The following is a 25,572-nucleotide window of genomic DNA, read 5'->3' as shown; positions in this document are numbered from 1 at the left end:
TCGGGTGGTGACCGAGGAGACCACCTTCACCCAGGAGCAGGCCAAGGAAGCCCTGCCCACCCGCCAGTACTGAGCCGCCCACCCCGGAAAGAAGAAAGGAGCGCGGCATGGACGCGCCGGCACCGATCGTACGGATGAGCGGGATCGGCAAACGATTCCCCGGCGTCAAGGCCCTGGACGACGTCGGCTTCCGGCTGCTGCCGGGCGAGGTGCACGCGCTGATGGGAGAGAACGGCGCGGGGAAGTCGACGCTGATCAAAGTCCTCACCGGCGTGTACGGCGTCGACGAGGGCGAGATCGAGCTGGCAGGGAAGCCGGTCGCCTTCTCCAGCCCGTCAGCCGCCCAGCAGGCCGGTATCAGCACGGTCTACCAGGAGGTCAACCTGTGCGGGAACCTCTCGGTCGCGGAGAACATCTTCGTGGGCCGGGAACCGCGCAGGTTCGGCCGCATCCGGTGGAAGGAGATGCGCCGGCGGGCCAAGGAACTGATGGGCCGCCTGGACCTGCGCGTCGACGTGTCGGCGCCGCTGGCGTCGTACTCGCTGGCCGTGCAGCAGATGGTCGCGATCGCCAGGGCGATCGACATCGACGCCAAGGTGCTGATCCTCGACGAGCCGACCTCCAGCCTCGACGCCGGCGAGGTGGCCCAGCTGTTCCGGGTGATGCGCCGGCTGAAGGAGCAGGGCATCGCCATCCTGTTCGTCTCGCACTTCCTCGACCAGATCTACGAGGTGTCGGACCGCATGACGATCCTGCGCGACGGGAAGCTCGTGGGGGAGTACCTCACCCGCGAGCTCTCCCAGGTCGACCTGGTCGCCAAGATGATCGGGCGGGAGCTGGCCGACCTGGAGAAACTCGACGAGAAGCCGCCCGCCCGGGTCGCGGAGCCGCTGGTGGAGGCTCGCGACCTCGGGCGGGCGGGCGCCATCGCCCCCTTCACCCTGACCATCAGGCAGGGCGAGGTCGTCGGGCTGGCCGGCCTGCTCGGCTCGGGCCGCACCGAGCTGGCGCGGCTGCTGTTCGGCGCCGACCACGCCGACAGCGGCTCGCTGGAGGTCGGCGGCAAGCAGATCGCGCTGCGCACACCGCGGGCGGCGATGAACCGGAAGATCGCCTTCTGCTCGGAGAACCGGCGGGCGGAAGGGCTCGTCGACGAGCTCACGGTGCGGGAGAACATCGTCCTCGCGCTGCAGGCCTCGCGCGGCTGGAGCAGGCCGCTGTCCCGGCGCAAGCAGGACGAGCTGGTCGCCAAGTACATCGCCACCCTGAACATCCGGCCGGGTGACCCCGAGCAGCCGGTCCGCACCCTCAGCGGCGGCAACCAGCAGAAGGTGCTGCTGGCCCGCTGGCTGATCATGGAGCCCCGGCTGCTCATCCTCGACGAGCCCACCCGGGGGATCGACGTCGGCGCGAAGGCGGAGATCCAGCGGCTGGTCGCCGAACTGTCCGACGGAGGCATGGCCGTGCTGTTCATCTCCGCCGAGCTGGAGGAGGTCCTGCGGCTCAGTCACCGGGTCGGGGTGCTGCGCGACCGCGCGCTGGTCGCCCAGCTCGACAACGACGACGCGCTCACCACCGACATCCTGATGCAGAAGATCGCGAGCGGAGCGCCGGCATGAGTTCTGTACAAAACCGCGTCGGCGCCCTGGCCCGGCACCGGCTGCTCTGGCCCGGCGTGATCCTGGTCGCGCTGCTGGCGCTCAACGTGGTGTTCACCGACAACTTCCTGCACGTGCAGATGAGGGACGGGCACCTCTACGGCAGCCTCATCGACATCCTCCGCTTCGGGGCGCCGCTGATCCTGGTCGCGCTGGGCATGACGCTGGTCATCGCCACCGGCGGCATCGACCTGTCGGTCGGCTCGGTGGTGGCGATCGGCGGGGCACTGGCCTGCATGCAGATCAGCGGCCTGGCCGACCAGAACTCCGTCGCCGGCGTGCTGTCGGCGATCGGCGTCACGCTGGTGGTGGCGCTCGCGCTCGGAGCCTGGAACGGGTTCCTGGTGGCCGCCGTGGGCATCCAGCCGATCATCGCGACGCTGATCCTCATGGTCGCGGGACGGGGCCTGGCCCAGCTGATCACCGACGGGCAGATCATCACGGTCAACAGTGCCCCGTACAAGCTGGTCGGCGGTGGCTACTGGCTCACGCTGCCGTTCGGCATCCTCATCGTGATCGCGCTGACGGCGCTGACCGCCTTCCTCACCCGGAGGCTGGCCCTGGGCATGTTCATCGAGGCCGTCGGCGGCAACGCCGAGGCCAGCAGGCTGTCCGGGATCCGCTCCCGGGGCGTGCTGATCGTGACGTACACCTTCTGCGGGCTGTGCGCGGGCATCGCGGGACTGATGATCAGTTCCAACGTGTCCAGCGCGGACGGCAACAACGCCGGCCTGTGGATCGAGCTGGACGCCATCCTGGCCGTCGTCATCGGCGGCACCTCGCTGGCGGGCGGCCGGTTCTCCCTCGGCGGCACCGTGCTGGGAGCGTTGATCATTCAGACCCTGACCACCACGATCTACTCGATCGGCGTGCCGCCGGAGACGACGCTGCTGTTCAAGGCGCTCGTGGTGACGATCGTGTGCCTGCTGCAGTCGCCGGCCTTCCGGCGGAAGGTGTTCCAGTGGGAGCGGGATCCCGCTCCGCCGCCTCCCGCTTCGGGGGACGGTCCCGGCCGCCCCCTCACGGGCACGGCCACCGGCGAGCAGGTACGGGAAGAGACGGTGAGGAACAGATGACGGACACCATCCTGGCCGGCCCGGCCGGGCGGCTCGCGATCCCCCGCAGGTACGTCCCGGTCGCGGTGACCGCGGGCCTGCTCATCGCGATGTTCGTGGCCGGCGGCATCCGGTACGAGGGGTTCGCCAGCGGGCAGGTGATCCTCAACGTCTTCGTCGACAACGCGTTCCTGCTCGTCGTCGGCGTCGGCATGACGTTCGTGATCCTCGCCGGCGGCATCGACCTGTCGGTGGGCGCGGTGGTGGCGCTGTCCACGATGGTCACGGCCAGCCTCGTCACGAACCAGGGCTGGCCGGCGCCGGTGGTGATCGTGCTGGTGCTGGCCATCGGCGCGACGCTGGGATTCGGGATGGGGGCGATCATCCACTACTTCCAGGTCCAGCCCTTCATCGCGACCCTCGCCGGGATGTTCCTGGCCCGCGGGCTGTGCTACACGATCGGCACCGACTCGATCCCGATCACCGACGGCATCTTCACCGCCTTCGCGCAGACCAGGATCGACCTGGGCGGCGAGATGTGGATCTCGCCGAGCGTGGTGATCGCCGCGATCGTGGTGCTGGTGGCCGCGTACGTGCTGCACCACACGCGTCTGGGGCGCACGGTCTACGCCGTCGGCGGCAGTGAGCAGTCCGCGCTGCTCATGGGTCTTCCGGTGGGGCGGACGAAGATCGCCGTCTACACGATCAGCGGGCTGTGCTCCGCGCTCGGCGGGATCCTGCTGTCCTTCTACATGCTGTCCGGATACGGCCTGCACGCCGTCGGCATGGAACTGGACGCCATCGCGGCGGTGGTCATCGGAGGCACGCTGCTCACCGGCGGCTCGGGCTATCTCTTCGGCACCGTGCTGGGCATCCTCGTGCTCGGCCTGACCCAGACGATCATCAGCTTCGAGGGAACCCTCAGCTCCTGGTGGACCAAGATCTTCATTGGCCTGCTGCTGTTCGCCTTCATCCTGCTGCAGCGGCTCATCGGCGTCCGGCGGACCTGAGGCGGGGACCGGCCGCCCGGCGGCCGGTCCCTCCGGCTCACGTCTCACGGCTGTGACCGCCTTGTCCGCGGTACGCCAGAACGTCCACGTCCACGTCCCCGTCCGCCCTCGACCACGACGGCCGGCCGCGCGTCCGGCGTCACTTCGCGAGGCGGTGAGCCGCGCCGCGCTCCCAGCGGATCGCCGGCGCGGGCGGGCGGCTCACAGCAGCCGTCTTTGCACCACGTCGGCGATGACCGTGGTCACGATCCGGTGGACGGCTCCGGCCTCGGGCGGGACGCCCCCCGCGCCGGCGTACAGCAGGTGCCCGGCCCCGACCAGCGTGAACGCGAGCGTGTCGGTGTCGGCGTCCGCCGCGATGCGGCCCATCTCGCACTCGGCGGTGAGGTAGGAGGCGAGCATGGCCCCGGCCTCCGCCAGGACCGGGACGCCGGTGGACCCGGCCCGGCGCAGCCGGGCGCGCAGGTCGTCCCGGGAGATGACGAGGCCGACGATCGCCACGGCGACCGTCTCGAACAGCTCCGTCAGCGCGCCGGTGAGGTTGCCGGCGACGGTGCCGGTCCCGGCGGAGTCGTACAGGGCGGCGGCCTGAGGGCCGATCCGGGCGGCGCGGTCCAGCACGAGCTCGGCGAGGAAGGCGTCGAAGTCGGCGAAGTGCCGGTGCAGGACCCCCTTGGCGCAGTCGGCCTCCGTGGTGACCGCCCGGCTGGTCAGCGCGTTCGGCCCGTCCCTGAGCAGGACGCGCTCGGCGGCGTCGAACAGCTGCTCGCGCGCGTCGCGCATGGCCACCCCCGTCGGCACCGTGCATCCCTCTTCCCGGTCGAGGAGCCCGCCCGTTGACGAGTGGGCATGTGCCCACTAGCGTGGGCGCATGCCCACTATACCGCCGGCCGGAGCGCCGCTTCCTGGGAACGACCTTCATCGACACCGGCAGGTGGCGGAGTCGTTCGGCTCGGACGCCGAACGCTACGACCGCACCCGGCCCCGCTATCCCGACGCCATGGTGGACCGGATCGTCGCCGCCTGCCCCGGGCCCGGCGTCCTCGACGTCGGCTGCGGCACCGGCATAGAGGCCCGGCAGTTCCAGGCGGCCGGCTGCGAGGTCCTCGGCGTCGAGCCCGACGCGCGGATGGCCGACTTCGCGCGGCGCGGCGGGGTCGAGGTCGAGGTGGCGACGTTCGAGGCCTGGGACCCCGCCGGCCGGATGTTCGACGCGGTCGTCGCCGGGACGGCCTGGCACTGGGTGGACCCGGTGGCGGGAGCCGCCAAGGCGGCGCGGGTGCTGCGGCCCGGCGGGCGGCTGGCGGCGTTCTGGCACGTGTTCCAGCTTCCGCCGGGCTTGGTGGAGGCCTTCGCCGCTGTCTACCGGCGGGTGGTGCCCGACTCGCCGTTCGTTTTCCAGGGGGCGGGAAACGCCCTGGAGGGATACCAGGCGCTGTTCGCCAGGGCCGCCGACGGGATCCGGGAGGTGGGCGGGTTCGGCGACCCGGAGCAGTGGCGGTTCGACTGGGAGTGTTTCTACACCCGGGACGCGTGGCTGGACCAGCTGCCCACCTCCGGAGCTCTCACCCGGCTCCCGCAGGACAGGCTGGCGGAGGTGCTGGAGGGAGCCGGCGCCGCCGTCGACGCGATGGGGGGCGGCTTCACGATGCCCTACACCACGGTGGTCGTCACCGCCGCGCGCACCGGCGCGGCCTGACGCGGCCGGCGTGCGCGGCACGGCGGCCAGCCCGCCTTCCAAAAGGGAGCGCCGTCCCTCCCGTAACGCGGGCCGGTTCCTCCCCGCGCCGACGAGGGCGCTTTGACAGGACGGTCGCCGGTACACATACTCAAGTGCGCGATAATGAACTAAAGTTCGCACAGCGAACATGGCCGAACGGAGTGCCGTGCGCGGAGACAAGGTGATCGCCACGGCCGCGGAGGCCCTGGCGGACGTGCGCGACGGCGCGTCGTTCGCGGTGGGCGGGTTCGGCCTGAGCGGCATCCCGAACGTGCTGATCCAGGCCCTGTACGACACGGGGGTGCGCGGGATCGGCGTGGTGTCGAACAACTGCGGCGTGGACGGCGGCGGCCTGGGCGTCCTGCTGGAGGCGGGCCGGATCAGCCGGGTGACCGCCTCCTACATCGGCGACAACAAGGAGTTCGCCCGGCAGTACCTGACGGGGGAGCTGGAGGTGGAGCTCACCCCGCAGGGCAGCCTGGCCGAGCGGCTGCGCGCGGGCGGTTGCGGCATCCCCGCCTTCTACACCCCGGCCGGGGTCGGCACGCCGGTCGCCGACGGCGGGCTGCCGCTGCGGCACGGCCCGGACGGCTCGGTGGTGCTCGCCTCGCCGCCCAAGGAGGTGCGCGAGTTCGACGGCCGGGCCTACGTGCTGGAGCGCGGCATCACCACCGACTTCGCGCTGGTGCGGGCGGCCAGGGGAGACCGGCACGGCAACCTCGTGTTCGGCAAGGCCGCCAGGAACTTCAACCCGCTGGCCGCGATGGCCGGGCGGGTCACGATCGCCGAGGTCGAGGAGCTGACCGAGCTCGACCCCGACGAGATCCACCTGCCCGGGGTGTTCGTCCAGCGCGTCGTGCCGCTCACCCCGGAGCAGGCCGCCGACAAGGCCGTCGAGCGGCGTACCACCTCCGTGCCCGCGGAGCGAGGGGGGACCACCTCATGAGCTGGAGCCGTGACCGGATGGTCGCGCGCGCGGCGGCCGAGCTGCGCGACGGTGACCACGTCAACCTCGGCATCGGCCTGCCCACCCGCATCCCCTCCTTCCTGCCGGCGGGCACGGACGTGATCCTGCACTCGGAGAACGGCATCCTCGGCGTCGGCCCCTACCCCGCGCCGGACGCGGTCGACCCCGACCTGATCAACGCGGGCAAGGAGACCGTGACCGTGCTTCCCGGCGCGTCGTTCTTCGACTCCTCGCTGTCGTTCGGCATGATCCGCGGTGGTCACATCGACGTGGCGGTGCTGGGCGCGATGCAGGTCTCGGCCCGTGGCGACCTGGCCAACTGGATGGTCCCCGGCAGGCTCGTCAAGGGCATGGGCGGCGCGATGGACCTGGTCCACGGCGCCCGCAGGGTCATCGTGATCATGGATCACGTCGCCAGGGACGGTTCGCCGAAGATCGTCGAGGAGTGCTCGCTGCCCCTCACGGGGAAGGGGTGCGTCCACCGGATCATCACCGACCTCGGCGTCCTCGACGTCACGGGGGAGGGGCTGGCGCTGGTGGAGACCGCCCCCGGGGTGAGCCTGGCGGAGCTGCGCGATCGTACGGACGCGGAGGTGAGGGCGTGAGGAGCGTCTCCGCCGTGGCCGGGACGGCCCGCTCCGGTCTCGCCTCCCCTCGCGTCGGCGCCGGTCAGGGCCCGGCCGTCGTTCCCGAAAGGTAGGAGTTCATGTCCACACCCCTCACGCAGGCCGACATCGACCGCGAGATCGCCGAGCTCCGCGAGCTCCGCGAGCTCCGGAACGCCGGTGACGGCCGGGAGGCGCACCACCCGTCCCGCGACTACGGCCCCTACCGCAGCACCGTGCTCCGCCACCCGAAACAACCGCTGATCGCGCTCAAGGACCCGGACGCGGCCGAGCTGGCCGGGCCGGTCTTCGGTGTCACCGACGTCACCGCGCTCGACGCCGACCTGACCAGACAGCACCTCGCCGAGCCGCTGGGCGAGCGCATCACCGTGCACGGCCGCGTCCTCGACAGGGACGGCCGCCCGGTGCGCGGCCAGCTCGTGGAGATATGGCAGGCCAACGCCTCCGGCCGCTACCCGCACCAGCGCGACGACCACCCGGCCCCGCTCGACCCCAACTTCACCGGCGTCGGTCGCTGCCTCACCGGCGACGACGGCGGCTACGCCTTCACCACGATCAAGCCCGGCGCCTACCCGTGGCGCAACCACACCAACGCCTGGCGCCCCGCGCACATCCACTTCTCGGTCTTCGGCACCGCCTTCACCCAGCGCCTGGTCACCCAGATGTACTTCCCGAACGACCCGCTGTTCGCCCACGACCCCATCTTCAACTCCGTCACCGACGAGCGAGCCCGGCAGCGCCTGGTCGCCGCCTACGAGCACGACCTGTCCGTCCCCGAGTGGTCCCTCGGCTACCGGTGGGACATCGTCCTGGACGGCCCCGCCGCCACCTGGACGGAGGAGGGCCGGTGAACCCCACCCCCTCGCAGACCGTCGGCCCCTTCTACGGCTACGCGCTCCCGTTTCCCGGCGGCGGTGACATCGCGACCGGCGGGATCACCGTGCACGGGTACGTCTACGACGGCGCGGGCGCTCCGGTGCCGGACGCGCTGCTGGAGTTCTGGCAGGCCGCCCCGTCCGGCGACCTCACCGGCGCGCCGGGCACGCTGCGCCGCGACCCGGTGACCGGCGCGGTCATCGGCAGGCACGGTGTCGACTTCACCGGCTTCGGCCGGGTGCCCACCGACGCCGACGGCCGCTGGACGCTGCGCACGCTCGTGCCCGGCAACGGCTACATCAGCGTGTGCGTGTTCGCCCGCGGCCTGTTGCACCATCTCTACACCCGCGTCTACCTCGCCCACGACGCCTTCCTCGACTCGCTGCCGCCCGAGCGCGCGCGCACGCTGCTGGCCGCGCGGGAGGGGGAGGACCGCTACCGCTTCGACATCCACCTGCAGGGTGAGAAGGAGACGATCTTCTTCGACTTCGGCTGACTCCGGGCCGCCATCTCGTGGAGGCGTGCGGCCTTCACGGGGCGCGGAACCGGTCCGCGTGGTCGGTCACCCAGGCGCGGAACGTGCGTGCCGGGACCCCGGTGACCTCCTCCACCGTGGTGGTGGCCGCCACCGGCTCGGTCACCATCTCGGCCTGGGCCCGCAGGACGCCGTCCACGGCCTCGGGGGGCCAGCCGAGGTCGAGCATCCGCCGCCGCGCGGTCCGCGGCGAGGTCTCCTCCCAGCGCACCGGGCGGCCGATCACCTCGCCGATGACGCCCGCCTGCTCGGCCTGGGTCAGTGTCTCGGGCCCGGTCAGCTCGTAGGCCGCGCCGTCGTGCCCGTCGCCGGTGAGCGCGCGCACCGCGACCGCCGCGAGGTCCCGCTCGTGCAGCGGGGGCATGGCGGCCGCGCCGTACGGCTCGCGCACGACCGCCTCGGCGCGGATCCGCCCGGCCCACCGAAGGGCGTTGGCCGCGAAGGCGTGCGGTCGCAGGAACGTCCGTTCCAGCCCGGATCGCTCGATCATCCGCTCGATCCGCCGCTCGTGGTCGCGTACGGCCGCCGAGGAGAGGTAGACGACGCGGCGGGCACGCGCGGCGACCGCGTCCAGGACCGCGGGCATCCCCTCGGCCGTGGCGAACGGCCAGAGGAGGAACACGGCCTCGACCCCGTCCAGGGGCGCGCGCAGGCTGTCCGGATCGGCCAGGTCGGCGCGCACGACCTCGGCATCGTCGGGAAGGCCGGCCGTCTCGGGATCGCGGGCCGCCGCGCGCACCTCGGCGCCGGCCTCCAGCGACCGGGCCACGACCTGCCGGCCGATCGTGCCGGTCGCCCCGATCACCAGGATCCTGCGCCGACCTGCCATGAAGACTCCTCTCACGGTTGATCACACTGTGCGTCAACCGTATGAGCCCGTGCAGAGACAGCCAATGCGTGTGAATCTTGTCTTCATACGTGTACGTCTTCGGAGGAACAGCCTGGATAGACTTTCCCGATGGACGTGCTCAGCGACGTGATCGCCGCGATACGCGCGGGGGATCCCCGCTCGGCACGCGTCCGGTGGTACGCCCCCTGGGGGCAGCGTTTCCCCGCCGTGCGCGGCTCCGCCGGTTTCCAGGTGGTCCTGCAGGGGTCGTGCCGGCTGGTCCCCCCGGACGGTGGCGACCCCATCACGCTGAACGTCGGCGACGTGGTGTTCCTGCCGCACGGAGGTGGCTACGCGCTCGCCGACAGCCCCGCCACCCCGCTGACCGAGCCCGCCTGCGACCCGCTGAACGACTCCCGGTTCGAGGACCGCTACGCCTCCGCGACCGTGGGAGAGGCCGGGCGCGACGGCTCGCAGGCGGTCACCGTGACCCTCTGCGGTGGATACCGGCTCGATCCCGGCCGGGCGCACCCGCTCCTCGGCGACCTGCCGGAGATCGTCCATCTGCCCGCCCGTCTCGGGCACCGCCCCGAGCTGCGCGCCGCCGTCGACCTCCTCGGCGGCGAGCTCGACGCTCCCCGCCTCGGCGTGGACACCATCGTGCCCGCCCTGCTCGACATGCTGCTGCTCTACATCCTGCGGGCCTGGTTCGACGAGCAGTCCGCACGCGGTACGGCCACCGGCTGGGCGGCGGCCCTGGCCGACCCGGCGATCGGCGCCGCGCTGCACGCCCTGCACCGTGACCCCGCGCTCCCGTGGACGGTCGAGACGCTCGGCACCCGGGCGGGACTGTCCAGGGCGGCCTTCTCCCGGCGCTTCACCACCCTGGTCGGCCGGCCGCCCCTCACGTATCTGACCTGGTGGCGGATGACCACCGCCGCCCGGCTGCTCCGCGAGTCCGACGCCTCGCTCGGCGAGGTCGCCACCCGGATCGGCTACACCTCGGAGTTCGCCTTCGCCAACGCCTTCAAACGGGAGTACGGCACCGCGCCGGGCAGATACCGGCGGCAGGGCCGGACCGCGATCCGGAGCGGTGCCCGGGCGTAACACCAGCACGGCCGGCCGGTGGCCGGACGACTGGAAAGCCGGGATGTCATGCGCTATAACGAACTCACTAGTTCGTACATGAGGTGAGACGTGAACGGGAAGGGTGTCCCCGCCGCTGTCCGCGTGGCCGCTCCGGCCCCGTGCCCGCCCCTGTCTAGTCAGCTAACGTACTAGTACGTACATTGGAGGGCGATGCCCAGCGTCCTGGTCCTCAACGGGCCCAACCTCAACCTTCTCGGCCGCCGCGAGCCGCACCTGTACGGCGGCGCGACGCTCGCCGACATCCGGGCGCGCTGCCACGGCACCGGCGCCACGCTCGGGCTCGAGGTGGACTTCCGGCAGAGCAACCACGAGGGCGTGCTGATCGACGCCGTCCACGAGCCGGGCCCGGCCGCGATCGTGATCAACGCGGGCGGCTACACGCACACCTCCGTCGCCCTGCGCGACGCGTTGGCGGCCGTCGCCCTGCCCACCGTCGAGGTCCACCTCACCAACATCCACCGGCGTGAGCCGTACCGGCACACGTCGTTCGTCTCCGAGGCCGCCGACGCCGTGATCTGCGGCGCCGGGGCGCACGGATACGTCCTCGCGCTGACTCACCTGGCGCACCTGCTGAAGAGGGAGAACTGATGGCCTCGTACCTGACCGGGTTGATCGGCTCGGGCATCGGCCCCTCGCTCAGCCCTCCGCTGCACGAGCGCGAGGCCGCCCACCACGGGCTGCGGTACGTCTACCGGCTGCTCGACACCGACAGCCTGGGGCACGACGTGGGGGAGCTGGTCCGTACGGCCCGCCGGTTCGGCTATGACGGGCTCAACATCACCCACCCGTGCAAGCAGGCCGTCATCCCGCACCTGGACGAGCTGTCGGCGGACGCCCGCATGCTGGGCGCCGTCAACACGGTCGTCTTCGACGGCGAGCGGGCCGTCGGCCACAACACCGACTGGACGGGCTTCGCCGAGTCGTTCGACCGCGGTCTGCCGGACGCGCCCACCCGGCGCATCGTCCAGCTCGGCGCGGGAGGCGCGGGAGCGGCGATCGCGCACGCGCTGCTGACCATGGGCGCCGGCGAGGTCACCGTCGTGGACGCCGACCCCGCGCGGGCGACGGCGCTGGCCGCCCGGCTGAGCGACCGCTTCGGGCCGGAACGGGCCCGCCCCGCCACCCGGGACGACCTGCCCGGGCTGCTCGCCCGCGCCGACGGCCTGGCGCACGCCACCCCCACCGGCATGGCGCTCCATCCCGGGCTGCCGCTGCCGGTCGAGCTGCTCCACCCCGGGTTGTGGGTGGCCGACATCGTCTACCGGCCGCTGGAGACCGAGCTGCTCGAACAGGCCCGCGCCCTGGGCTGCCGGACGCTCGACGGCGGGGGCATGGTCGTCTTCCAGGCCGCCCACGCCTTCCGCCTCTTCACCGGCCGCACCCCGGACAGCGAGCGGATGCTCGCTCACCTGACCGACCTGGTCGCGACCTGAGACCTCGCCCACCCGACCGGCCCGGTCGTCACCCGAGACCTCGCTCACCCGAGCGGCCCGGTCATCACCCGAGAAGGAGCCATGCGCACGTCCATCGCCACCGTCTCCGTCAGCGGCATCCTCACCGAGAAGCTCATCGCGATCGCCACCGCCGGATTCGACGGTGTGGAGATATTCGAGAACGACCTGCTCGTCTGCCCGCACCCACCCGAGGAGATCCGCGCCCGCGCCGCCGACCTGGGCCTCGGCATCGACCTCTACCAGCCGTTCCGCGACTTCGAGGCCGTGCCCGCCCCCGCGCTGGCGGCCAACCTGGAGCGGGCCGAGCGCAAGTTCCGGGTGATGGAGCGCCTCGGCGCGGACCTGCTGCTGGTCTGCTCGAACGTCTCGCCCGCCACGATCGGCGACGACGCCCTCGCCGCGGAGCAACTGCGGCGGCTCGCCGAGCGGGCCGCCGAACACGGCATCCGGATCGCCTACGAGGCGCTGGCCTGGGGCCGGCACGTCAACGAGTACCTGCACGCCTGGCGGATCGTCCGGATGGCCGACCACCCCAACCTGGGCACCTGCCTGGACAGCTTCCACATCCTGTCGCGCGGCTCCGACCCGATCGGCATCGAGGCCATCCCCGGTGAGAAGATCTTCTTTCTGCAGCTCGCCGACGCGCCGATGCTGGCCATGGACGTGCTGCAGTGGAGCCGCCACTACCGCTGCTTTCCCGGCCAGGGCACCATGAACGTCGCCGGCCTGGTCCAGCACGTGCTGAACACCGGATACGCCGGGCCGCTGTCGCTGGAGGTGTTCAACGACCACTTCCGCCAGGCCGACACCGGCCGTACCGCCCGGGACGGCATGCGCTCGCTCATCGCCCTGGAACAGACCTTGCACGGCGCCGCGCACCCCGCCGTGCCCACCGGCTTCGCCTTCGCCGAGCTCGCCGACGCGGGCTCCCTGAGCGGCGTGCTGGACGCGCTCGGTTTCACCCGTACCGGCTCCCACGCCGGCAAACCGGTCGAGCTGTGGAGCCAGGGCGGGGCCCGGATGCTGCTCAACGCCACCGGAGCCGACCCCGCCCTGGTCGCCATCGGACTGGACAGTCCCGACCCCGCGCGGGCCGTCAGACACGCCGAGACGCTGCTGGCGCCGGTGCTCCCGCGCGAACGCGCCCCGCAGGACGCCTCGCTGGACGCGATCGCCGCCCCGGACGGCACCGCGCTCTTCTTCTGCGACACCGCCTGGCTCGGCGACTTCGGCGACTCCGGCGCCGTCGAGGCCGTCGAGGCGGTCCCCGGGCAGATCACCCACATCGACCACGTGGCACTCACCCAGCCCTGGCACCACTTCGACGAGGCCGCGCTGTTCTACGGCAGCGTGCTGGGCCTGCACCCGCAGGAGAGCCTGGAGCTGCCCGACCCCTACGGCCTGCTGCGCAGCCGGGCGATGTCCACGACACCGGTGTCCGGCGCGGGCGTCACGGACAAGGTCACAGAGGCTACAGAGGCCGCCGGAGCCGCCGGGGCCGCCGAACAGGTGCGGATGGTGCTCAACATCGCCCAGGTCGGTGCGGGCGACACCCCGTGGCAGCACGTCGCCCTGGCCAGCGACGACCTGCTGGCCGTCGCCCGCAGGCTGCGTGCCGAGCATCCGGAACTGTTGCTGCCCATCCCGGGCAACTACTACGACGACCTGGAGGACCGCCATGACGTCGATCCCGAGCTGCGCCGGCTGGGCGTGCTGTACGACCGGGACGAGCACGGCGAGTTCCTGCACATGTACACGGTCACCGTGGGACGAGTCTTCTTCGAGATCGTCCAGCGTGTCGGCGGCTACCGGGGCTACGGCGCCGTCAACGCCCCGATCCGGCTCGCCGCACAGCACGCGGGCCATCCTAAGATGGGCCAATGACCTCGCAGCCCGCCACCACCGAACGCCAGCGGGACGCTGACCGCACCAAAGCGGAGATCCTCAAGGTCGCCCAGCACGAGTTCGCGCGCCACGGCTACGCCGGTGCGCGGGTCGACGAGATCGCCGCCCGGATGCGCACCACCAAGCGCATGATCTACTACTACTACGGCAGCAAGGAGCGGCTCTACATCGCGGTGCTGGAGAAGGCGTACGCCGAGGTCCGCGCGGCCGAGCGCACGGTCGACGTCGAGCACCTGGCCCCGGTCGAGGCGATCCGCACGCTGGCCGAGCTGACCTTCGACCATCACGACGCGCACCGCGACTTCATCCAGCTCGTCGCCATCGAGAACATCCACCAGGCCGAGCACATCCGCAAGTCGCAGGCGCTGGCGGGCCTCGCGACTCCGGTGCTCGATCTCATCGGACGCATCCTCGACGCGGGCCAGGAGTCCGGCGACTTCGTCACCGAGGCCGACGCCATCGACGTGCACATGATGATCAGCTCGTTCTGCTTCTTCCGGGTGGCCAACCAGCACACGTTCGGCGCGCTGTTCGGCCGCGACATGACCGCGCCCGAGCACCGGGCCAGGCTGCGCCGGATGGTCGGCGAGATGGTCGTCGGCTACCTGCGCGGGGAGGGCGGGGAGGGGCGCCCGGCGCCGGCTTCCTCGGCGTGACGGTGTGACTCCGCGTCCGGCGTGACCCTGCGTCCGGGCGCCGCCGCGGACGAACGCGAGCACGGATCCGGCAGGTAACCGATCGGCAACACCCTTGTAACGTACGAACCAGTGAGTTAGTTTCCTGCCATCGCGCCATCCCCCTGATCTCCCAACGTGAGGAGCGCCCGTGACAGTGCAGGGTAAACCCCGCAAGGCGGCCGCGGCGGCCTGGATCGGCAGTGCCTTGGAGTACTACGACTTCTTCATCTACGGCACCGCGGCCGCGCTGGTCTTCAGCAAGATCTTCTTTCCGGCCTCCTCGCCCGCGACGGGCACGCTCCTGGCGCTGGCCACCTTCGGCGTCGGCTACCTGGCCAGGCCGGTGGGCGCCTTCGTCCTCGGGCACGTGGGTGACAGGTTCGGCCGCAAGAAGGTGCTGGTCGTCACCCTGGTGATGATGGGCGTGTCGACGTTCCTGGTCGGCTGCCTGCCCACCTACGACGAGATCGGCGTGCTCGCGCCGATCCTGCTGGTGCTTCTGCGCCTGCTGCAGGGCTTCTCCGTCTCCGGAGAACAGGCGGGCGCCAACTCCATGACGCTCGAGCACGCCCCCGAGGGACGGCGCGCCTTCTACACCAGCTTCACCCTCAACGGCACCCAGGCCGGGCAGATCATCGCCACCGCCGTCTTCCTGCCGATCGCCGCGCTGCCCGAGGAGCAGCTGCTGAGCTGGGGCTGGCGGGTGCCGTTCTGGCTGAGCATCGTGGTGGCCGTGGTCGGGCTGATCATCCGGCGCACCCTGGAGGAGACGCCCGCGTTCGAGCAGGAGGTCGCCGGCAACACCGTCGCCAAACTCCCGCTGGCCGTGCTCTTCCGCGACCACTGGAAGGACGTGCTGCGGGTGGTCGTGGCCGCGGTCATCGCCTCGGTGAGCACGATCTTCACCGTGCACGCCCTGTCCTACGCGGTCAACACCGTGGGGCTGGAGCGAGGCCCCATGCTGTGGGTGGGCGTCCTGGCCAACGTCGCGGCGGTGATCACCATCCCGCTGTGGGGCATGCTGTCGGACAGGGTCGGCCGCAAGCCGGTCTTCATCGGCGGGTCGCTGGGCTGCGCGGTGCTGATGTTCGCCTACCTGTGGTCGATCTCCACCGGCAGCTACGCCCTGATCTTCGTGCTGGGCATAGCGATGTTCGGTGTCGTGCACAGCGCCACCAGCGCGGTCTGGCCCTCCTTCTACGGCGAGATGTTCACCACCAAGGTGCGGCTGTCCGGCATGGCGGTCGGCACCCAGTTCGGCTTCGCGATCGCCGGCTTCGCGCCGACGGTGGCCACCGCGCTCGCGGGCACGGGCAAGGAGAGCTGGTTCGGCGTGTCGGTCATCGTGGCGGTGCTGTGCCTCGTCAACGTGGCCGCGGTGGCGACCGGCCGGGAGACCTACCGGGTCCCCACCGAGCAGCTCGGCCTCAAGCGCGCGGAGCCGTTGAAGGTATGAACGAGTTCCGCGTCCACGCCCTGCGCTACGCCGTACGCGACGCCCGGCGCGGGGAGCACTTCCACGGCTACGACGCCCGCGCGGGGCAGCCGCACCCCACCTCGTACTACGTGTGGCTCGCGGTCTCCGAGCGGCACACCGTCGTCGTCGACACCGGCATCGGCCGCACGCGCGCCCAGGACGTCGAGGGGCTGGACTACCGCACCTCGCCGGTGGAGGCCGTGGCCGCGCTGGGCGTACCCGCGGACTCCGTCGGCCACGTGGTGCTGACCCACCTGCACTACGACCACACCGGCACCGCGCGCGAGTTCACCTCCGCCCGCTACGTCCTGCAGCGGGCGGAGCTCGACTACTGGACCGGCCCCTGGGCGGACCGCCTCACCAGGGAACGCCGGCTGCTGAACGACGACGACCTGGCCCACCTGCTGGCCGCCCGCGAGGACGGGCGCGTGACGCTGGTGGACGGTGACGCCGACGTCGTGCCCGGCCTGAGCGTCCACCTGGTCGGCGGGCACACCGCGGGCATGCAGGTGGTGCGCGTCAACACCGCGCGCGGCGCCGTCGTCCTGGCCTCCGACGCCGCCCACTTCTACGAGAACCTGGAGGACGACCGCCCCTTCCCGATCCTGCACAGCATGACCGGCATGTACGGCGCCTTCGACAGGATCGGGCAGCTGGCCGGCGGCCCGCATCTCGTGGTCGCCGGCCACGACCCGGAGGTGCTGGAGCGCTTCCCGCAGCTGGGGCCCGACGTCGCGGTGATCTCCGGCTGAGCGGGCCGGCACCCGGCCGCCCGCACGGTCAACGGGGCAGGACCTCGATCTTGCCGGTGGGGCGGGCGCTGAAGGGGTCGTTGAAGAAGAACTCGCCCGGCCGGGTGAAGGTGTACCGGAACGACTCGCCCGGGTTGAGCCTGACGTCGAACAGTCCCTCGAAGAACTGGGTGGCGCCGTGGACGTTGACGTTGTCCGCGGGGTTGACGAAGGTGACCGTGGTGCCGACCGGTACCCGCAGGTGGGTGGGGGCCATCGCGTTCACCGCGGCGGACTCGGTGGCGCCGACCTGGCCGGTGGCGGCGTTGTAGGTGCGGGCGAGCACGACGGTGTCGTTCACGGCGCTCCCGTCGACCGGGCCGCCGGAGACCGGCCGCCGGACCACCGGTGCGGGCGGGGTGGCCGCGGGGGGCACGGTGCCGCCCAGCCTGAAGGCCCACAGGTGGTCGCCCCGGGTTGCCGAGTCGCCGTAGGGGATGCTGGTGCCGCCCGCGTAGACGGCGATGTACTGCTCCCCGTCGATCTCGTAGGAGATCGGGCTGCTGCTGACGGCGGCGCCGGTCTGCCAGCGCCACAGCTCGCGGCCGTCGCGGGCGTCCAGGCAGAGCAGGTTGCCGTCGGGCTGTCCGATGAACAGCAGGTCGGAGGCCGTGGTGAGGATGCCGTTGCCGTGCGCCAGCGAGTACGGCATGTTCCGCTTCCACCGGACCCGGTTGGTGCCCGGGTCCACGGCCACCACCCCGCCGGTCATGTACTCGCCGGGCGGCCGCAGCCCGTTGGACGGCTCGGTCAGCGAGTGCGCCGCCGCGACGTAGCCGAAGCCGGTGTACACCAGCCGGGTGCTGTGGCTGTAGGACTGGTGGTTCCAGTCGGCGCCGCCTCCGTGCCCGGGGATGGTGAGGATCGGCTCGTCCCAGTGCGGGGTGTACAGGGAGCCGATCCGGTAGTTCGGGACGGCGCGGTGCGGGAGTCCGGGGATCTCGGTGCCCAGCGGCTGCCGTGCGGGGGTGAGCTCGGTCCAGCCGCCCTGGCGGGGGAAGGGCTGGGTGGGCCAGGTCTTCTGCCGGGGCTCCTGGGGCACGGGCACCTCGTCGATGCCCAGCGGGGCCGAGCCGTCGGCCCGGTCGAGGATGTAGTACATGCCGGTCTTGCTGCCGTAGACGACGAGCTTGCGGGTCCGGCCGTGGACGCGCGCGTCGAGCAGGACGGGCGCCATGACGTTGTCCATGTCCCAGATGTCGTGGTGGACGGACTGGAAGTGCCAGCGGTGGGCGCCGGTCTTCAGGTCCATCGCCACGATCGAGTTGGCGAACAGGTTCTGGCCGCCGCGCTCCGAGCCGTCCTGGGAGGAGCGGGCGCCCCTGGCGTTGCCGAACGTCCAGTAGACCAGGCGCAGATCCGGGTCGATGGCGCAGTGCATCCACGGGGTGGCGCCGCCGGTCTGCCAGGAGTCGCCCTCCCAGGTGTCGTGGCCGAACTCGCCGGGGCCTGGAGTGCCCCAGAAGTGCCAGACCAGGTCGCCGGTCCCGGCGTCGAAGGCGAGCGCGGCACCGCGCGGGCCGTCGTTGGTGCCGCAGTACAGCATGCCGTCGTGGTAGGTGACCGCGACCTTCTCCAGGTTGCCGTAACCGTTGTGCTGCCGCTCCCAGACCACCTGGCCGGTGCGCTGGTCGAGGGCGATGAGCCAGTTGTCGTTGGCGCAGGTGTAGACCCGGCCGGCGCCGACCGCGACGCCGCGCCGGGTGACCGCCCCGCGGGTCTGCGGGTACTTCCATCTGACGGCGCCGGTGCGGCCGTCCACCGCGGTGACATTGCCCAGGGCCGACTCGATGTAGAGCACGCCGTCCACGGCCACGGCGGTGCTCTGGCTGTTGCCCGCCATGAGGCCGCCCTCGATGTTGTTGACCCAGGCGGCCCGTAACCGTTTGACGTTGCCGCGGTGCAGGTCGCGCAGCCCGCTGTAGTTCTGGTTCGCCAGGTTCCCGCCGATCTTCGGGAAGTCGGTGTCGCGCCGGTGGACGGTCGCGGTGGCCTGGTCTGCCGGGGCGAGCACGGCAGCGGCGGCGGCCATGAGCAGCTCTCTGCGACGGATCATGATCATCCTCTCACTAGTCCACCAGGTGGATTGATAGTTCCGAGTGATGGACGCACGATAGATCTTGCCTGTAGGGGGGGTCAATGCTTCTGGGGCCGGTATGCGGATCATTGGTTCCATCAGACGGACCATGGGTGATGCTTGGGCCGAGCACGCCGATCGGCGGGAGGGCGGAGACGGTCGGGCGAGCGGAGAGGGCCGGCCGGAGGAAGCGGCCGGCCGGGTGGAGACGGCCGGAGGCGGCCGGACGGGGGGAGACGAACGGCAGCCCGAACAGGGCCGCGCCCGTGGCCGGCAGCGCCTCCGGCCGGGCCGTCAGAGGCCCAGGTAGATACGCCGTACCTGGGGATCGTCACGAAGCTCGGCCGAGGTGCCGGTGGCGGCGATCTCCCCGTTCTCCATCACCAGGCAGGTGGTGGTGACGTCGAAGGTGAGCTTGGCGTTCTGCTCGACCAGCAGGATGGCCAGCCCGTCGGCGTTGAGCCGCTTGAGGACGCCGGCGATCTCCGCCACGAGAATCGGCGACAGGCCCATCGAGGGCTCGTCGAGCAGCATCATCTTGGGCCGGCACATGAGCGCCCGGCCGACGGCCAGCATCTGCTGCTGCCCGCCGGACAGCGCGCCGGCCAGCCGGTGGCGCATCTCGGCGAGGACCGGGAACAGCTCGAACACCTCGTCGATGGGCGTGCTCTTCCAGCTACTGGTGTAGGCGCCGAGCAGCAGGTTCTTCTCCACGGTGAGCCCGGGGAAGACATGCCTGCCCTCGGGGACGTAGCCGAGCCCGTGCCGTACCAGGGTGTGCGGCGCGGCGCGCAGCAGGTCGTGCTCGCCGAAACGGATCGCCGTGGCCCGGCGGGGCGCCAGGCCCATCACGGCCTTGAGGGTGGAGGACTTGCCGGCGCCGTTGGCGCCGATGATGCCCAGCGCCTGCCCCGGCCCGACGGTGAAGCTCACGCCGTGGGCGGCGCGGACGCCACCGTAGTGGACCGACAGGTTCTCGACGGTCAGTGTCGGGTTCGTCATCGGGTCGCCTCCTCGACGGCGGACTCGGTGGGTGCGGCCATGGAGTCGCCGAGGTACGCCTGCACGACGGCGGGGGCGACCGCGACCTCGGCGGGGGTGCCGTCGGCGATCACCTTGCCGCCGGACAGCACGGTGACGTGGTCGCACAGCGACATGACCAGTCCCATGTTGTGCTCGATCACCACCACGGTGACGCCGGAGTCCCTGATGGAGCGGACGATGTCGCCGAGCTGGCGGACCTCCTCGCCGTTCAGCCCGGCGGCGGGTTCGTCGAGCAGGAGCAGCGACGGCGACATCGCCATCGCGCGGGCCATCTCGATGCGGCGCTGGATCCCGTACGGCAGCGAGCGCGGGACGGCGGCGGCGTAGTCCGTCAGCCCGAACCTGGCGATGATCTCGTCGGCGCGTGCCCCGAGCGCCCGCTCGTAGCCGAACACCTTCCAGGGCAGCGCCAGGTAGCGCCAGATCCAGGAGGTCCTGGTGCGGTCGAGGCCGAGCAGCACGTTCTCCCGGACGTCGAGGTCCTCGAAGAGGCGCAGGTTCTGGAAGGTGCGGGCGACCCCGCGCTGGGAGAGCCGGTACGGCCTCGCCCCGGTCACGTCGTCCCCGTGCAGGCGCACCGCGCCCGCGCTGGGCGTGTAGAAGCCGCTGACGATGTTGAACAGGGTCGTCTTGCCCGAGCCGTTGGGGCCGACGACGCCGCGGATCTCGCCGGCGGCGACCGCGAGGGAGACGTCGTCGAGGGCGGTCAGCCCCTTGAAGCGCATCGTCACGCCCCGGACCTCCAGCACGCCCGCGCCGGCCGTTCCCTCCGCGCCGGCGGTTCCCCCCGCGCCGTCCGCACTGTCCGCGGCCCGGTCGTAGGGCTGGAAGGGGTGCAGCCGCACCCGCGTTCCCGGGTCGCGGCGCCGCAGCAGGGACCGGAGCCGGCGGGGCAGCCCGGCCAGCCCCGTGGGGGCGAAGACCACCACGAGGACCACCACGACGCCGTAGCCGAGCTGGGCGTAGGCCGAGGCGTCCAGCAGCGCCTCGCGCACCATGGCCAGCGCGACGGCGCCGACGACGCAGCCGAGGATGCTGGCCCGCCCGCCGATGATCACCATCGCGAGCAGCAGGAACATGTTGGCGATGTTGAACGACTCGGGCGCCACGAAGCGGATGAGCCCGGCGTACAGGACCCCGGCCAGGCCGCCGTACAGGCCGGACAGCACGAAGGCCGTCATGCGCAGCAGCGGGATCTCCGCGCCGAGCGCGCCGGCCGCCAGGTCGTCGTCGCGCATCGCGCGCAGCCTGCGGCCGAGCGGCGAGTGCGTGACGAACAGCGCGAACGCCAGCGAGAGGACGAAGACCACCAGCTCGACGTAGTAGAAGAGGTACGCGCTGGACAGGTCGAGCCCGAACAGCACCGGCGCAGGGATGTCGCTGATGCCCTCGGCGCGGCCCGCGATGTGGGCGTTGGTGACCCAGTTGGTGAAGGCCAGCGCCAGGCCGAGGGTGACGATGCCGAGATAGTGCGACTGCATCCGCAGCGCCGGGACGCCCACCAGTACGCCGAAGACCACGGACACGACCAGGGCCAGAGCCGCCGCGCTCCAGAAGCCGAAGCCCGCCCGCGTGCACAGGATGGCGACGGTGTAGGCGCCGACGCCGAAGAAGGCGACCTGGGCCAGGTTGATCTGCCCGGCCACGCCCATGGTCAGGCCCAGGCCGATGGCGAGGATCGCGAAGATGATCGCGACGTTCACCACGTGCATGGAGTAGCCGCCGAGCCCGTACGGCAGCAGCCAGGCGGCCACCGCGAGGGGGACGAGGTATGCCAGACGTCTCATGCGCGGTTCACCGTCGTCTCTCCGAAGATGCCGGTGGGGCGGATCATCACGATGACCGCGAACACCAGGAACGTGACCAGCTCGGAGTACTCCTGGAAGTTGCCGGCCGCGAAGGCGTCCAGCAGCCCGAAGGTCATGCCGCCGACGATCGCGCCGGGCATGCTGCCGAACCCGCCGAGCATGGCCGCGGCGAACCCCTTGATGCCCAGGGTGCCGCCCATGGTCGGGTTGACGTACAGCATCGGCCCGATCAGGCTGCCCGCCAGTGCCGCCAGGCCCGCGCCGATCGCGAAGGCCATCGCGTTGCTGCGGCCGACGTGGATGCCGACCGCGGTGGCCGCCTGGTGGTCCATGGCCACCGCCTGCATGGCCGCGCCGCGCTTGGTGCGCTGCAGGAACAGCGCGAGCAGGCCGGTGGCGGTCGCCGCGACGGCGATCACCAGCAGGCTGTAGGTGGGAATGCGGATCCCGCCCAGGTCCAGCGGCGCGGTAGGGACGGGGGAGGGGACCGCGTGCCCGGTCGCCCCCCAGACGAGCACCGCGCCCGCCTCCAGGACGGCGCCGAAGCCGATCGTGCCGATCAGCATCAGCGTGAAGTCCTTGTTCTCCAGCGGCCGCAGGAAGCGCTCGATGACCAGCCCGATGAGGCCGGTGACCCCGATGGCCACCGCGACCGCGATCGCGAACGGCAGCTGGGTGGCCAGGTAGAACGTGGAGGCGGCGTACGCGCCGATCATCACGACGCTGCCGTGCGCGAAGTTGACCAGCCCCATCGTCCGGTAGACGATCGAGAAGCCCATCGCCACCAGCGCGTATACCGCTCCGAACGTGACCCCGCCGATCAGGGTCTGGAGGAAGACCTGCACGTCAGCTCGCGTCCTCGGGAACGACCGTGCCGCCCTTGACCAGGCCGATCTTGGTGGCGTGGATGCCGACCCCCGACTCGTCGTAGTCGTAGTCGCCCAGCAGCCCGGCGCGCTTCACGCCGCGGATGGCGTCGGCGAGCGGCCGGCCGCCCGCGCCCTTGGTCTGCTTGAGCGCCTCGATCAGGATCGACGCGCCGTCGTAGGCCTTGGCGACGTGCATGCGGGCGTCCTCGTTGTAGGCGGCCTTGTACTTGGCGGCGAACGCCTTGATGGGCTCGCTGGCCTCGTTGCTCAGGTACGGCGAGCTCACGACGGATCCCTCGGCGTTGTCCAGGCCCGCGGTGGTCGCGTACACGTCGGTGCCCATCGGCGCGCCGCCCGCGAACAGCGCCTTCAGGCCCAGCTCGCGCGACTGCTTGGCGATCAGGCCTGACTGGACCTCCTCGGCGCCGATGAACAGCACCTCGGGTTCCTGCTCGCGGATCTTGGCGAGGTTGGCGTTGAAGTCCTTCTGGTCGGGGGTGACGACCTCGTCGGCGATCGCGGTGACGTTCCTGGACTTGAGCGCGGCCAGGAACGCGTCGTGCTCGCCGGCGCCGTACGCGCCGTTGTTGCTGATCAGCGCGATCTTCTTGTAGCCCTTGTCGTCCACCAGGTACTTGGCGAGGGTCTCGTCGAACGTGACGCTGGTCGGCGCGTTCAGGAACAGGAACGGGCTCTTGAGGTCGGCGAGCTTGGGCGACTGCCCCGAGGTGATGTTCGGGATCTCGGCGTCCTTGAGGATCGGGGCCATCGCCAGGGTGACCGCGCTCTCGGCGGTGCCGAGCATCGCGACGTAGCCCTCGCTGGAGATCTTCCTGGCCAGGTTGGTGCCCACCGTGGGGTCGCCCTGGCTGTCGAAGAGGTCGAGCTTGATCTGCCGCCCGTTGACGCCGCCCGCCTTGTTGGCCTCGTCGACGGCGAGCTTGACGCCCTTGTGCTCCCACTGGCCGAGCGGGCTCAGCTGCCCGCTCTGCGCGTTGATGTTGGCGATCTTGATGGGGCCGGTGGCGTCCGCCTCCTGGGCGGCCTGCTGGCCGGGGGCGGAACAGGCGGCGAGCGCCATCAGCGCCGTCAGGGCCGTCAGGGCCACTGCGGAAATGGAAACTCTTGCGGAGAACAAGTGATTCACCTCATTGGGGGGTGGAGGAAAGTGCGGTGATCGACACGGCCCCGTAATGCACGGACTAGTACGTTAGTTATACGGCCTGGCGAAACCCGGGGAAATACCGAACGGGCAACGGTTTCAGTCGGGGAAAACACCCTGATAGATGTCCTTGATGTTCCAGTGGCCGGGGGTCGGCACGGGCTCGTTGACCATCGGCACGTCGATGAGCGCGGGCCGCCGGTTCGCCACCGCCGCCCGCAGGGCCGCCCCGAACTCGTGCGGCGCGGCGACGGTGTGGCCGTCGGCGTCGCACGCGGCGGCCAGCGCCGCGAAGTCGGGACTGTAGGGGAGCCCGGCGGGGTCGGTGAAGTCGCAGCCGTGGCTGCGGCCGAAGTTCGCGGACTGCAGGTCGGAGATGGTGCCGTGCGCCCTGTTGTTCATCACCACGAAGATCACCGGTGCGCCCTGCTCGACGGCGAGTGGCAGGGCGGGCAGCTGGGCCCCCATGCCGCCGTCGCCGATGAGCGCGACCACGACGCCGTCGGGGCGGGCGAGCTGGACGCCGACGGCGGCGGCCGGGCCGAACCCCATGGTGGAGGCGCCGCCGGGGGCGATGAAGCGGCCCTCGGCCGGCAGCTCGTAGCACTGCGCGACGCCGTTCTTGTTCCAGCCCACGTCGGTCACCAGGGTCGCGCCGGGCGGCAGCGCGTCGCGCAGGTCGGCGAGGATGCGCTCGGGCCGCAGCGGGAAGGCGTCGCTGCGGCCCCGCTCCCGGCTCCCGGCGAACAGCTCCGTCCTGGCCTCGCGGATGCGCTCGCGCAGCTCGGGCCGGTCCGCCCGCGGATGTGACGTGACGGCCTCGGCCAGGGCCCGCACCGCGAGCCCGACGTCGGCGACGGCGCCGATCTCGACCGGGTAGTTGCGGCCGATCTCGGCCGGGTCGATGTCGATCTGGATCAGTTTGCCGCGGTCGCCGAGCGTCCAGGTGAAGCGGGGATCCCATGAGCTGGCGTCGGTCTCGGCGAACCGGGTGGCCAGCGCCAGCACCACGTCGGCGTCCCTGGCGTAGGCGTTGGTCAGCTCCAGCCCCCAGAATCCCGGCATGCCGAGCACCAGCGGGTGCGCGTCGGGGACGGTGCCCTTGGCCATCAGCGAGTGCGCGATCGGGATGTCCAGGTGCTCGGCCAGCGACAGCAGCGCCTCGGCGTCCTCGCGCAGGCCGCCGCCGACGTACAGCAGCGGCCGCTCGGCGCCCGCGAGGGCCTCGGCGATCCGCTCCGCCGTCGCGGCGGGCAGGCCGGGCGGCGCGGCGTGGGTGACCGGCGGGTACGGCGCCGCGGGTCGGGAGAGGACGTCCATCGGCACGTTGACCAGCACCGCCCCCGGCCTGCCCGTCGTCGCCGTCCAGAAGGCCCGCTCGACGGACCGGCCCACGTCCTGGGCCCGGCGCACGTTCCAGGCGCGCTTGACGAAGGGCCGGAAGACCGACGCCTGGTCGGCGTCGGCGTGCAGGTTGATCTCCTGGTGCGGGTGGCGGCCGTGGTAGTAGGACGGGATGTCGCCGGAGATCACCACCATCGGCACCGAGTCGAGCGCGGCGGTCATCACCCCGGTGGCGGCGTTGGTCAGGCCGGGACCGACGTGCACGAGCAGCACGCCGGGCCTGCCGGAGGCGCGGGCGTAGCCGTCGGCCGCGTGCGCCGCCGCCTGCTCGTGCCGGGCGATGACGAAGCGGATACGGCTGTCGGCCAGCGCGTCGAGCACGGCGATGTTGGTGTGCCCGCAGGTGCCGAAGACGTACTCGACGCCGAGCTCCTCGAGCTGGGCGACGAGCGCGTGGGCGACGGTGGTCACCGGTCTTCCCAGACGGTCGGCGGTCACTGCTCTCCCCGGATGGTCGGTGGTCACCGGTTTCCCCGGAT

At 71.6% G+C, this 25,572-nt stretch carries 23 protein-coding genes; 15 read left to right on the top strand and 8 right to left on the bottom strand.

The window, feature by feature from the left end; all coding sequences use genetic code 11:
- The first annotated feature begins 107 nt into the window (after positions 1–107).
- The 3 genes from ACTOQ3_RS39445 to yjfF are packed head-to-tail and all read left to right on the top strand — an operon-like array spanning position 108 to position 3,723.
- Positions 108–1,619: a sugar ABC transporter ATP-binding protein gene (locus ACTOQ3_RS39445; protein ID WP_440088866.1), complete on the top strand. Its 1,512-nt coding sequence runs from the start codon at positions 108–110 to the stop codon at positions 1,617–1,619.
- Positions 1,616–2,734 (top strand): ABC transporter permease, encoded by a 1,119-nt coding sequence (locus ACTOQ3_RS39440; RefSeq protein WP_440088864.1) that lies wholly within the window; start codon positions 1,616–1,618, stop codon positions 2,732–2,734. Before ACTOQ3_RS39445 ends, ACTOQ3_RS39440 begins: the two co-directional genes overlap by 4 nt.
- A complete protein-coding gene (gene yjfF / locus ACTOQ3_RS39435) occupies positions 2,731–3,723 on the top strand; it encodes a galactofuranose ABC transporter, permease protein YjfF (RefSeq protein ID WP_440088862.1) in 993 nt (330 codons plus the stop codon). The genes ACTOQ3_RS39440 and yjfF overlap by 4 nt, the downstream gene beginning before the upstream one ends.
- 201 nt (positions 3,724–3,924) lie before the next feature.
- On the opposite strand, the gene ACTOQ3_RS39430 is transcribed toward yjfF, so the two are convergent.
- On the bottom strand, positions 3,925–4,524 hold the full coding sequence (locus ACTOQ3_RS39430) for a TetR/AcrR family transcriptional regulator (RefSeq protein WP_440088861.1): 600 nt from the start codon (positions 4,522–4,524) through the stop codon (positions 3,925–3,927).
- 70 nt (positions 4,525–4,594) lie between these two features.
- On the opposite strand from ACTOQ3_RS39430, the gene ACTOQ3_RS39425 reads away from it, so the two are divergent.
- From ACTOQ3_RS39425 to pcaG, 5 genes are all read left to right on the top strand, one after another.
- On the top strand, positions 4,595–5,422 hold the full coding sequence (locus ACTOQ3_RS39425) for a class I SAM-dependent methyltransferase (RefSeq protein WP_440088859.1): 828 nt from the start codon (positions 4,595–4,597) through the stop codon (positions 5,420–5,422).
- A 169-nt stretch (positions 5,423–5,591) separates the two neighbouring features.
- Positions 5,592–6,389 (top strand): CoA transferase subunit A, encoded by a 798-nt coding sequence (locus ACTOQ3_RS39420; protein WP_440088858.1) that lies wholly within the window; start codon positions 5,592–5,594, stop codon positions 6,387–6,389.
- Positions 6,386–7,015, top strand: a complete 630-nt coding sequence (locus ACTOQ3_RS39415) for a CoA transferase subunit B (protein WP_440088857.1) — start codon at positions 6,386–6,388, stop codon at positions 7,013–7,015. The genes ACTOQ3_RS39420 and ACTOQ3_RS39415 overlap by 4 nt, the downstream gene beginning before the upstream one ends.
- Before the next feature lie 101 nt (positions 7,016–7,116).
- On the top strand, positions 7,117–7,887 hold the full coding sequence (gene pcaH / locus ACTOQ3_RS39410) for a protocatechuate 3,4-dioxygenase subunit beta (protein ID WP_440088856.1): 771 nt from the start codon (positions 7,117–7,119) through the stop codon (positions 7,885–7,887).
- Positions 7,884–8,408 (top strand): protocatechuate 3,4-dioxygenase subunit alpha, encoded by a 525-nt coding sequence (pcaG, locus tag ACTOQ3_RS39405; protein WP_440088854.1) that lies wholly within the window; start codon positions 7,884–7,886, stop codon positions 8,406–8,408. The genes pcaH and pcaG overlap by 4 nt, the downstream gene beginning before the upstream one ends.
- 34 nt (positions 8,409–8,442) lie before the next feature.
- Here the strand turns inward: pcaG and ACTOQ3_RS39400 are convergent, their stop codons facing one another.
- Positions 8,443–9,276, bottom strand: coding sequence for an NmrA family NAD(P)-binding protein (locus tag ACTOQ3_RS39400; RefSeq protein WP_440088853.1), 834 nt, complete (start codon positions 9,274–9,276; stop codon positions 8,443–8,445).
- Positions 9,277–9,405: 129 nt separating this feature from the next.
- Here ACTOQ3_RS39400 and ACTOQ3_RS39395 point away from each other — a divergent pair, with 129 nt between their 5' ends.
- The 7 genes from ACTOQ3_RS39395 to ACTOQ3_RS39365 all read left to right on the top strand — a co-directional run bounded on the left by ACTOQ3_RS39395 (position 9,406) and on the right by ACTOQ3_RS39365 (position 16,690).
- The gene (locus ACTOQ3_RS39395) at positions 9,406–10,383 is read left to right on the top strand and encodes an AraC family transcriptional regulator (RefSeq protein ID WP_440088851.1); all 978 of its coding nucleotides are present in this window, start codon (positions 9,406–9,408) and stop codon (positions 10,381–10,383) included.
- Between the two features lie 192 nt (positions 10,384–10,575).
- On the top strand, positions 10,576–11,013 hold the full coding sequence (gene aroQ, locus ACTOQ3_RS39390; RefSeq protein WP_440088849.1) for a type II 3-dehydroquinate dehydratase: 438 nt from the start codon (positions 10,576–10,578) through the stop codon (positions 11,011–11,013).
- Positions 11,013–11,858, top strand: a complete 846-nt coding sequence (locus tag ACTOQ3_RS39385; RefSeq protein WP_440088847.1) for a shikimate dehydrogenase — start codon at positions 11,013–11,015, stop codon at positions 11,856–11,858. Before aroQ ends, ACTOQ3_RS39385 begins: the two co-directional genes overlap by 1 nt.
- Before the next feature lie 81 nt (positions 11,859–11,939).
- On the top strand, positions 11,940–13,763 hold the full coding sequence (locus tag ACTOQ3_RS39380; protein WP_440088846.1) for a TIM barrel protein: 1,824 nt from the start codon (positions 11,940–11,942) through the stop codon (positions 13,761–13,763).
- A complete protein-coding gene (locus ACTOQ3_RS39375; protein WP_440088845.1) occupies positions 13,760–14,440 on the top strand; it encodes a TetR family transcriptional regulator in 681 nt (226 codons plus the stop codon). The genes ACTOQ3_RS39380 and ACTOQ3_RS39375 overlap by 4 nt, the downstream gene beginning before the upstream one ends.
- A 169-nt stretch (positions 14,441–14,609) precedes the next feature.
- Positions 14,610–15,917, top strand: a complete 1,308-nt coding sequence (locus ACTOQ3_RS39370) for an MFS transporter (RefSeq protein ID WP_440088844.1) — start codon at positions 14,610–14,612, stop codon at positions 15,915–15,917.
- A complete protein-coding gene (locus ACTOQ3_RS39365; RefSeq protein ID WP_440088842.1) occupies positions 15,914–16,690 on the top strand; it encodes an N-acyl homoserine lactonase family protein in 777 nt (258 codons plus the stop codon). The genes ACTOQ3_RS39370 and ACTOQ3_RS39365 overlap by 4 nt, the downstream gene beginning before the upstream one ends.
- A gap of 28 nt (positions 16,691–16,718) precedes the next feature.
- On the opposite strand, the gene ACTOQ3_RS39360 is transcribed toward ACTOQ3_RS39365, so the two are convergent.
- The 6 genes from ACTOQ3_RS39360 to ACTOQ3_RS39335 form a co-directional block, all read right to left on the bottom strand.
- Entirely contained in the window at positions 16,719–18,785 is a 2,067-nt protein-coding gene (locus ACTOQ3_RS39360; RefSeq protein ID WP_440088840.1) for an outer membrane protein assembly factor BamB family protein, read from the bottom strand.
- A gap of 315 nt (positions 18,786–19,100) precedes the next feature.
- Complete coding sequence (locus ACTOQ3_RS39355) at positions 19,101–19,808, bottom strand: ABC transporter ATP-binding protein (protein ID WP_440088838.1); 708 nt, start codon at positions 19,806–19,808, stop codon at positions 19,101–19,103.
- A complete protein-coding gene (locus ACTOQ3_RS39350) occupies positions 19,805–21,637 on the bottom strand; it encodes a branched-chain amino acid ABC transporter ATP-binding protein/permease (RefSeq protein ID WP_440088837.1) in 1,833 nt (610 codons plus the stop codon). The genes ACTOQ3_RS39355 and ACTOQ3_RS39350 overlap by 4 nt, the downstream gene beginning before the upstream one ends.
- Positions 21,634–22,503, bottom strand: coding sequence for a branched-chain amino acid ABC transporter permease (locus tag ACTOQ3_RS39345; protein ID WP_440088835.1), 870 nt, complete (start codon positions 22,501–22,503; stop codon positions 21,634–21,636). The genes ACTOQ3_RS39350 and ACTOQ3_RS39345 overlap by 4 nt, the downstream gene beginning before the upstream one ends.
- Position 22,504: 1 nt before the next feature.
- Entirely contained in the window at positions 22,505–23,635 is a 1,131-nt protein-coding gene (locus ACTOQ3_RS39340) for an ABC transporter substrate-binding protein (protein WP_440088833.1), read from the bottom strand.
- A 153-nt stretch (positions 23,636–23,788) separates the two neighbouring features.
- Positions 23,789–25,531, bottom strand: coding sequence for a thiamine pyrophosphate-binding protein (locus tag ACTOQ3_RS39335; protein ID WP_440088832.1), 1,743 nt, complete (start codon positions 25,529–25,531; stop codon positions 23,789–23,791).
- Positions 25,532–25,572 lie beyond the last annotated feature (41 nt).

Source organism: Streptosporangium sp. LJ11 (genome assembly GCF_051918945.1).
Taxonomy (GTDB): domain Bacteria; phylum Actinomycetota; class Actinomycetes; order Streptosporangiales; family Streptosporangiaceae; genus Streptosporangium.
The sequence above is the reverse complement of the archived record's forward strand: the minus strand, read 5'-3'. Positions and strand labels throughout refer to the sequence as shown.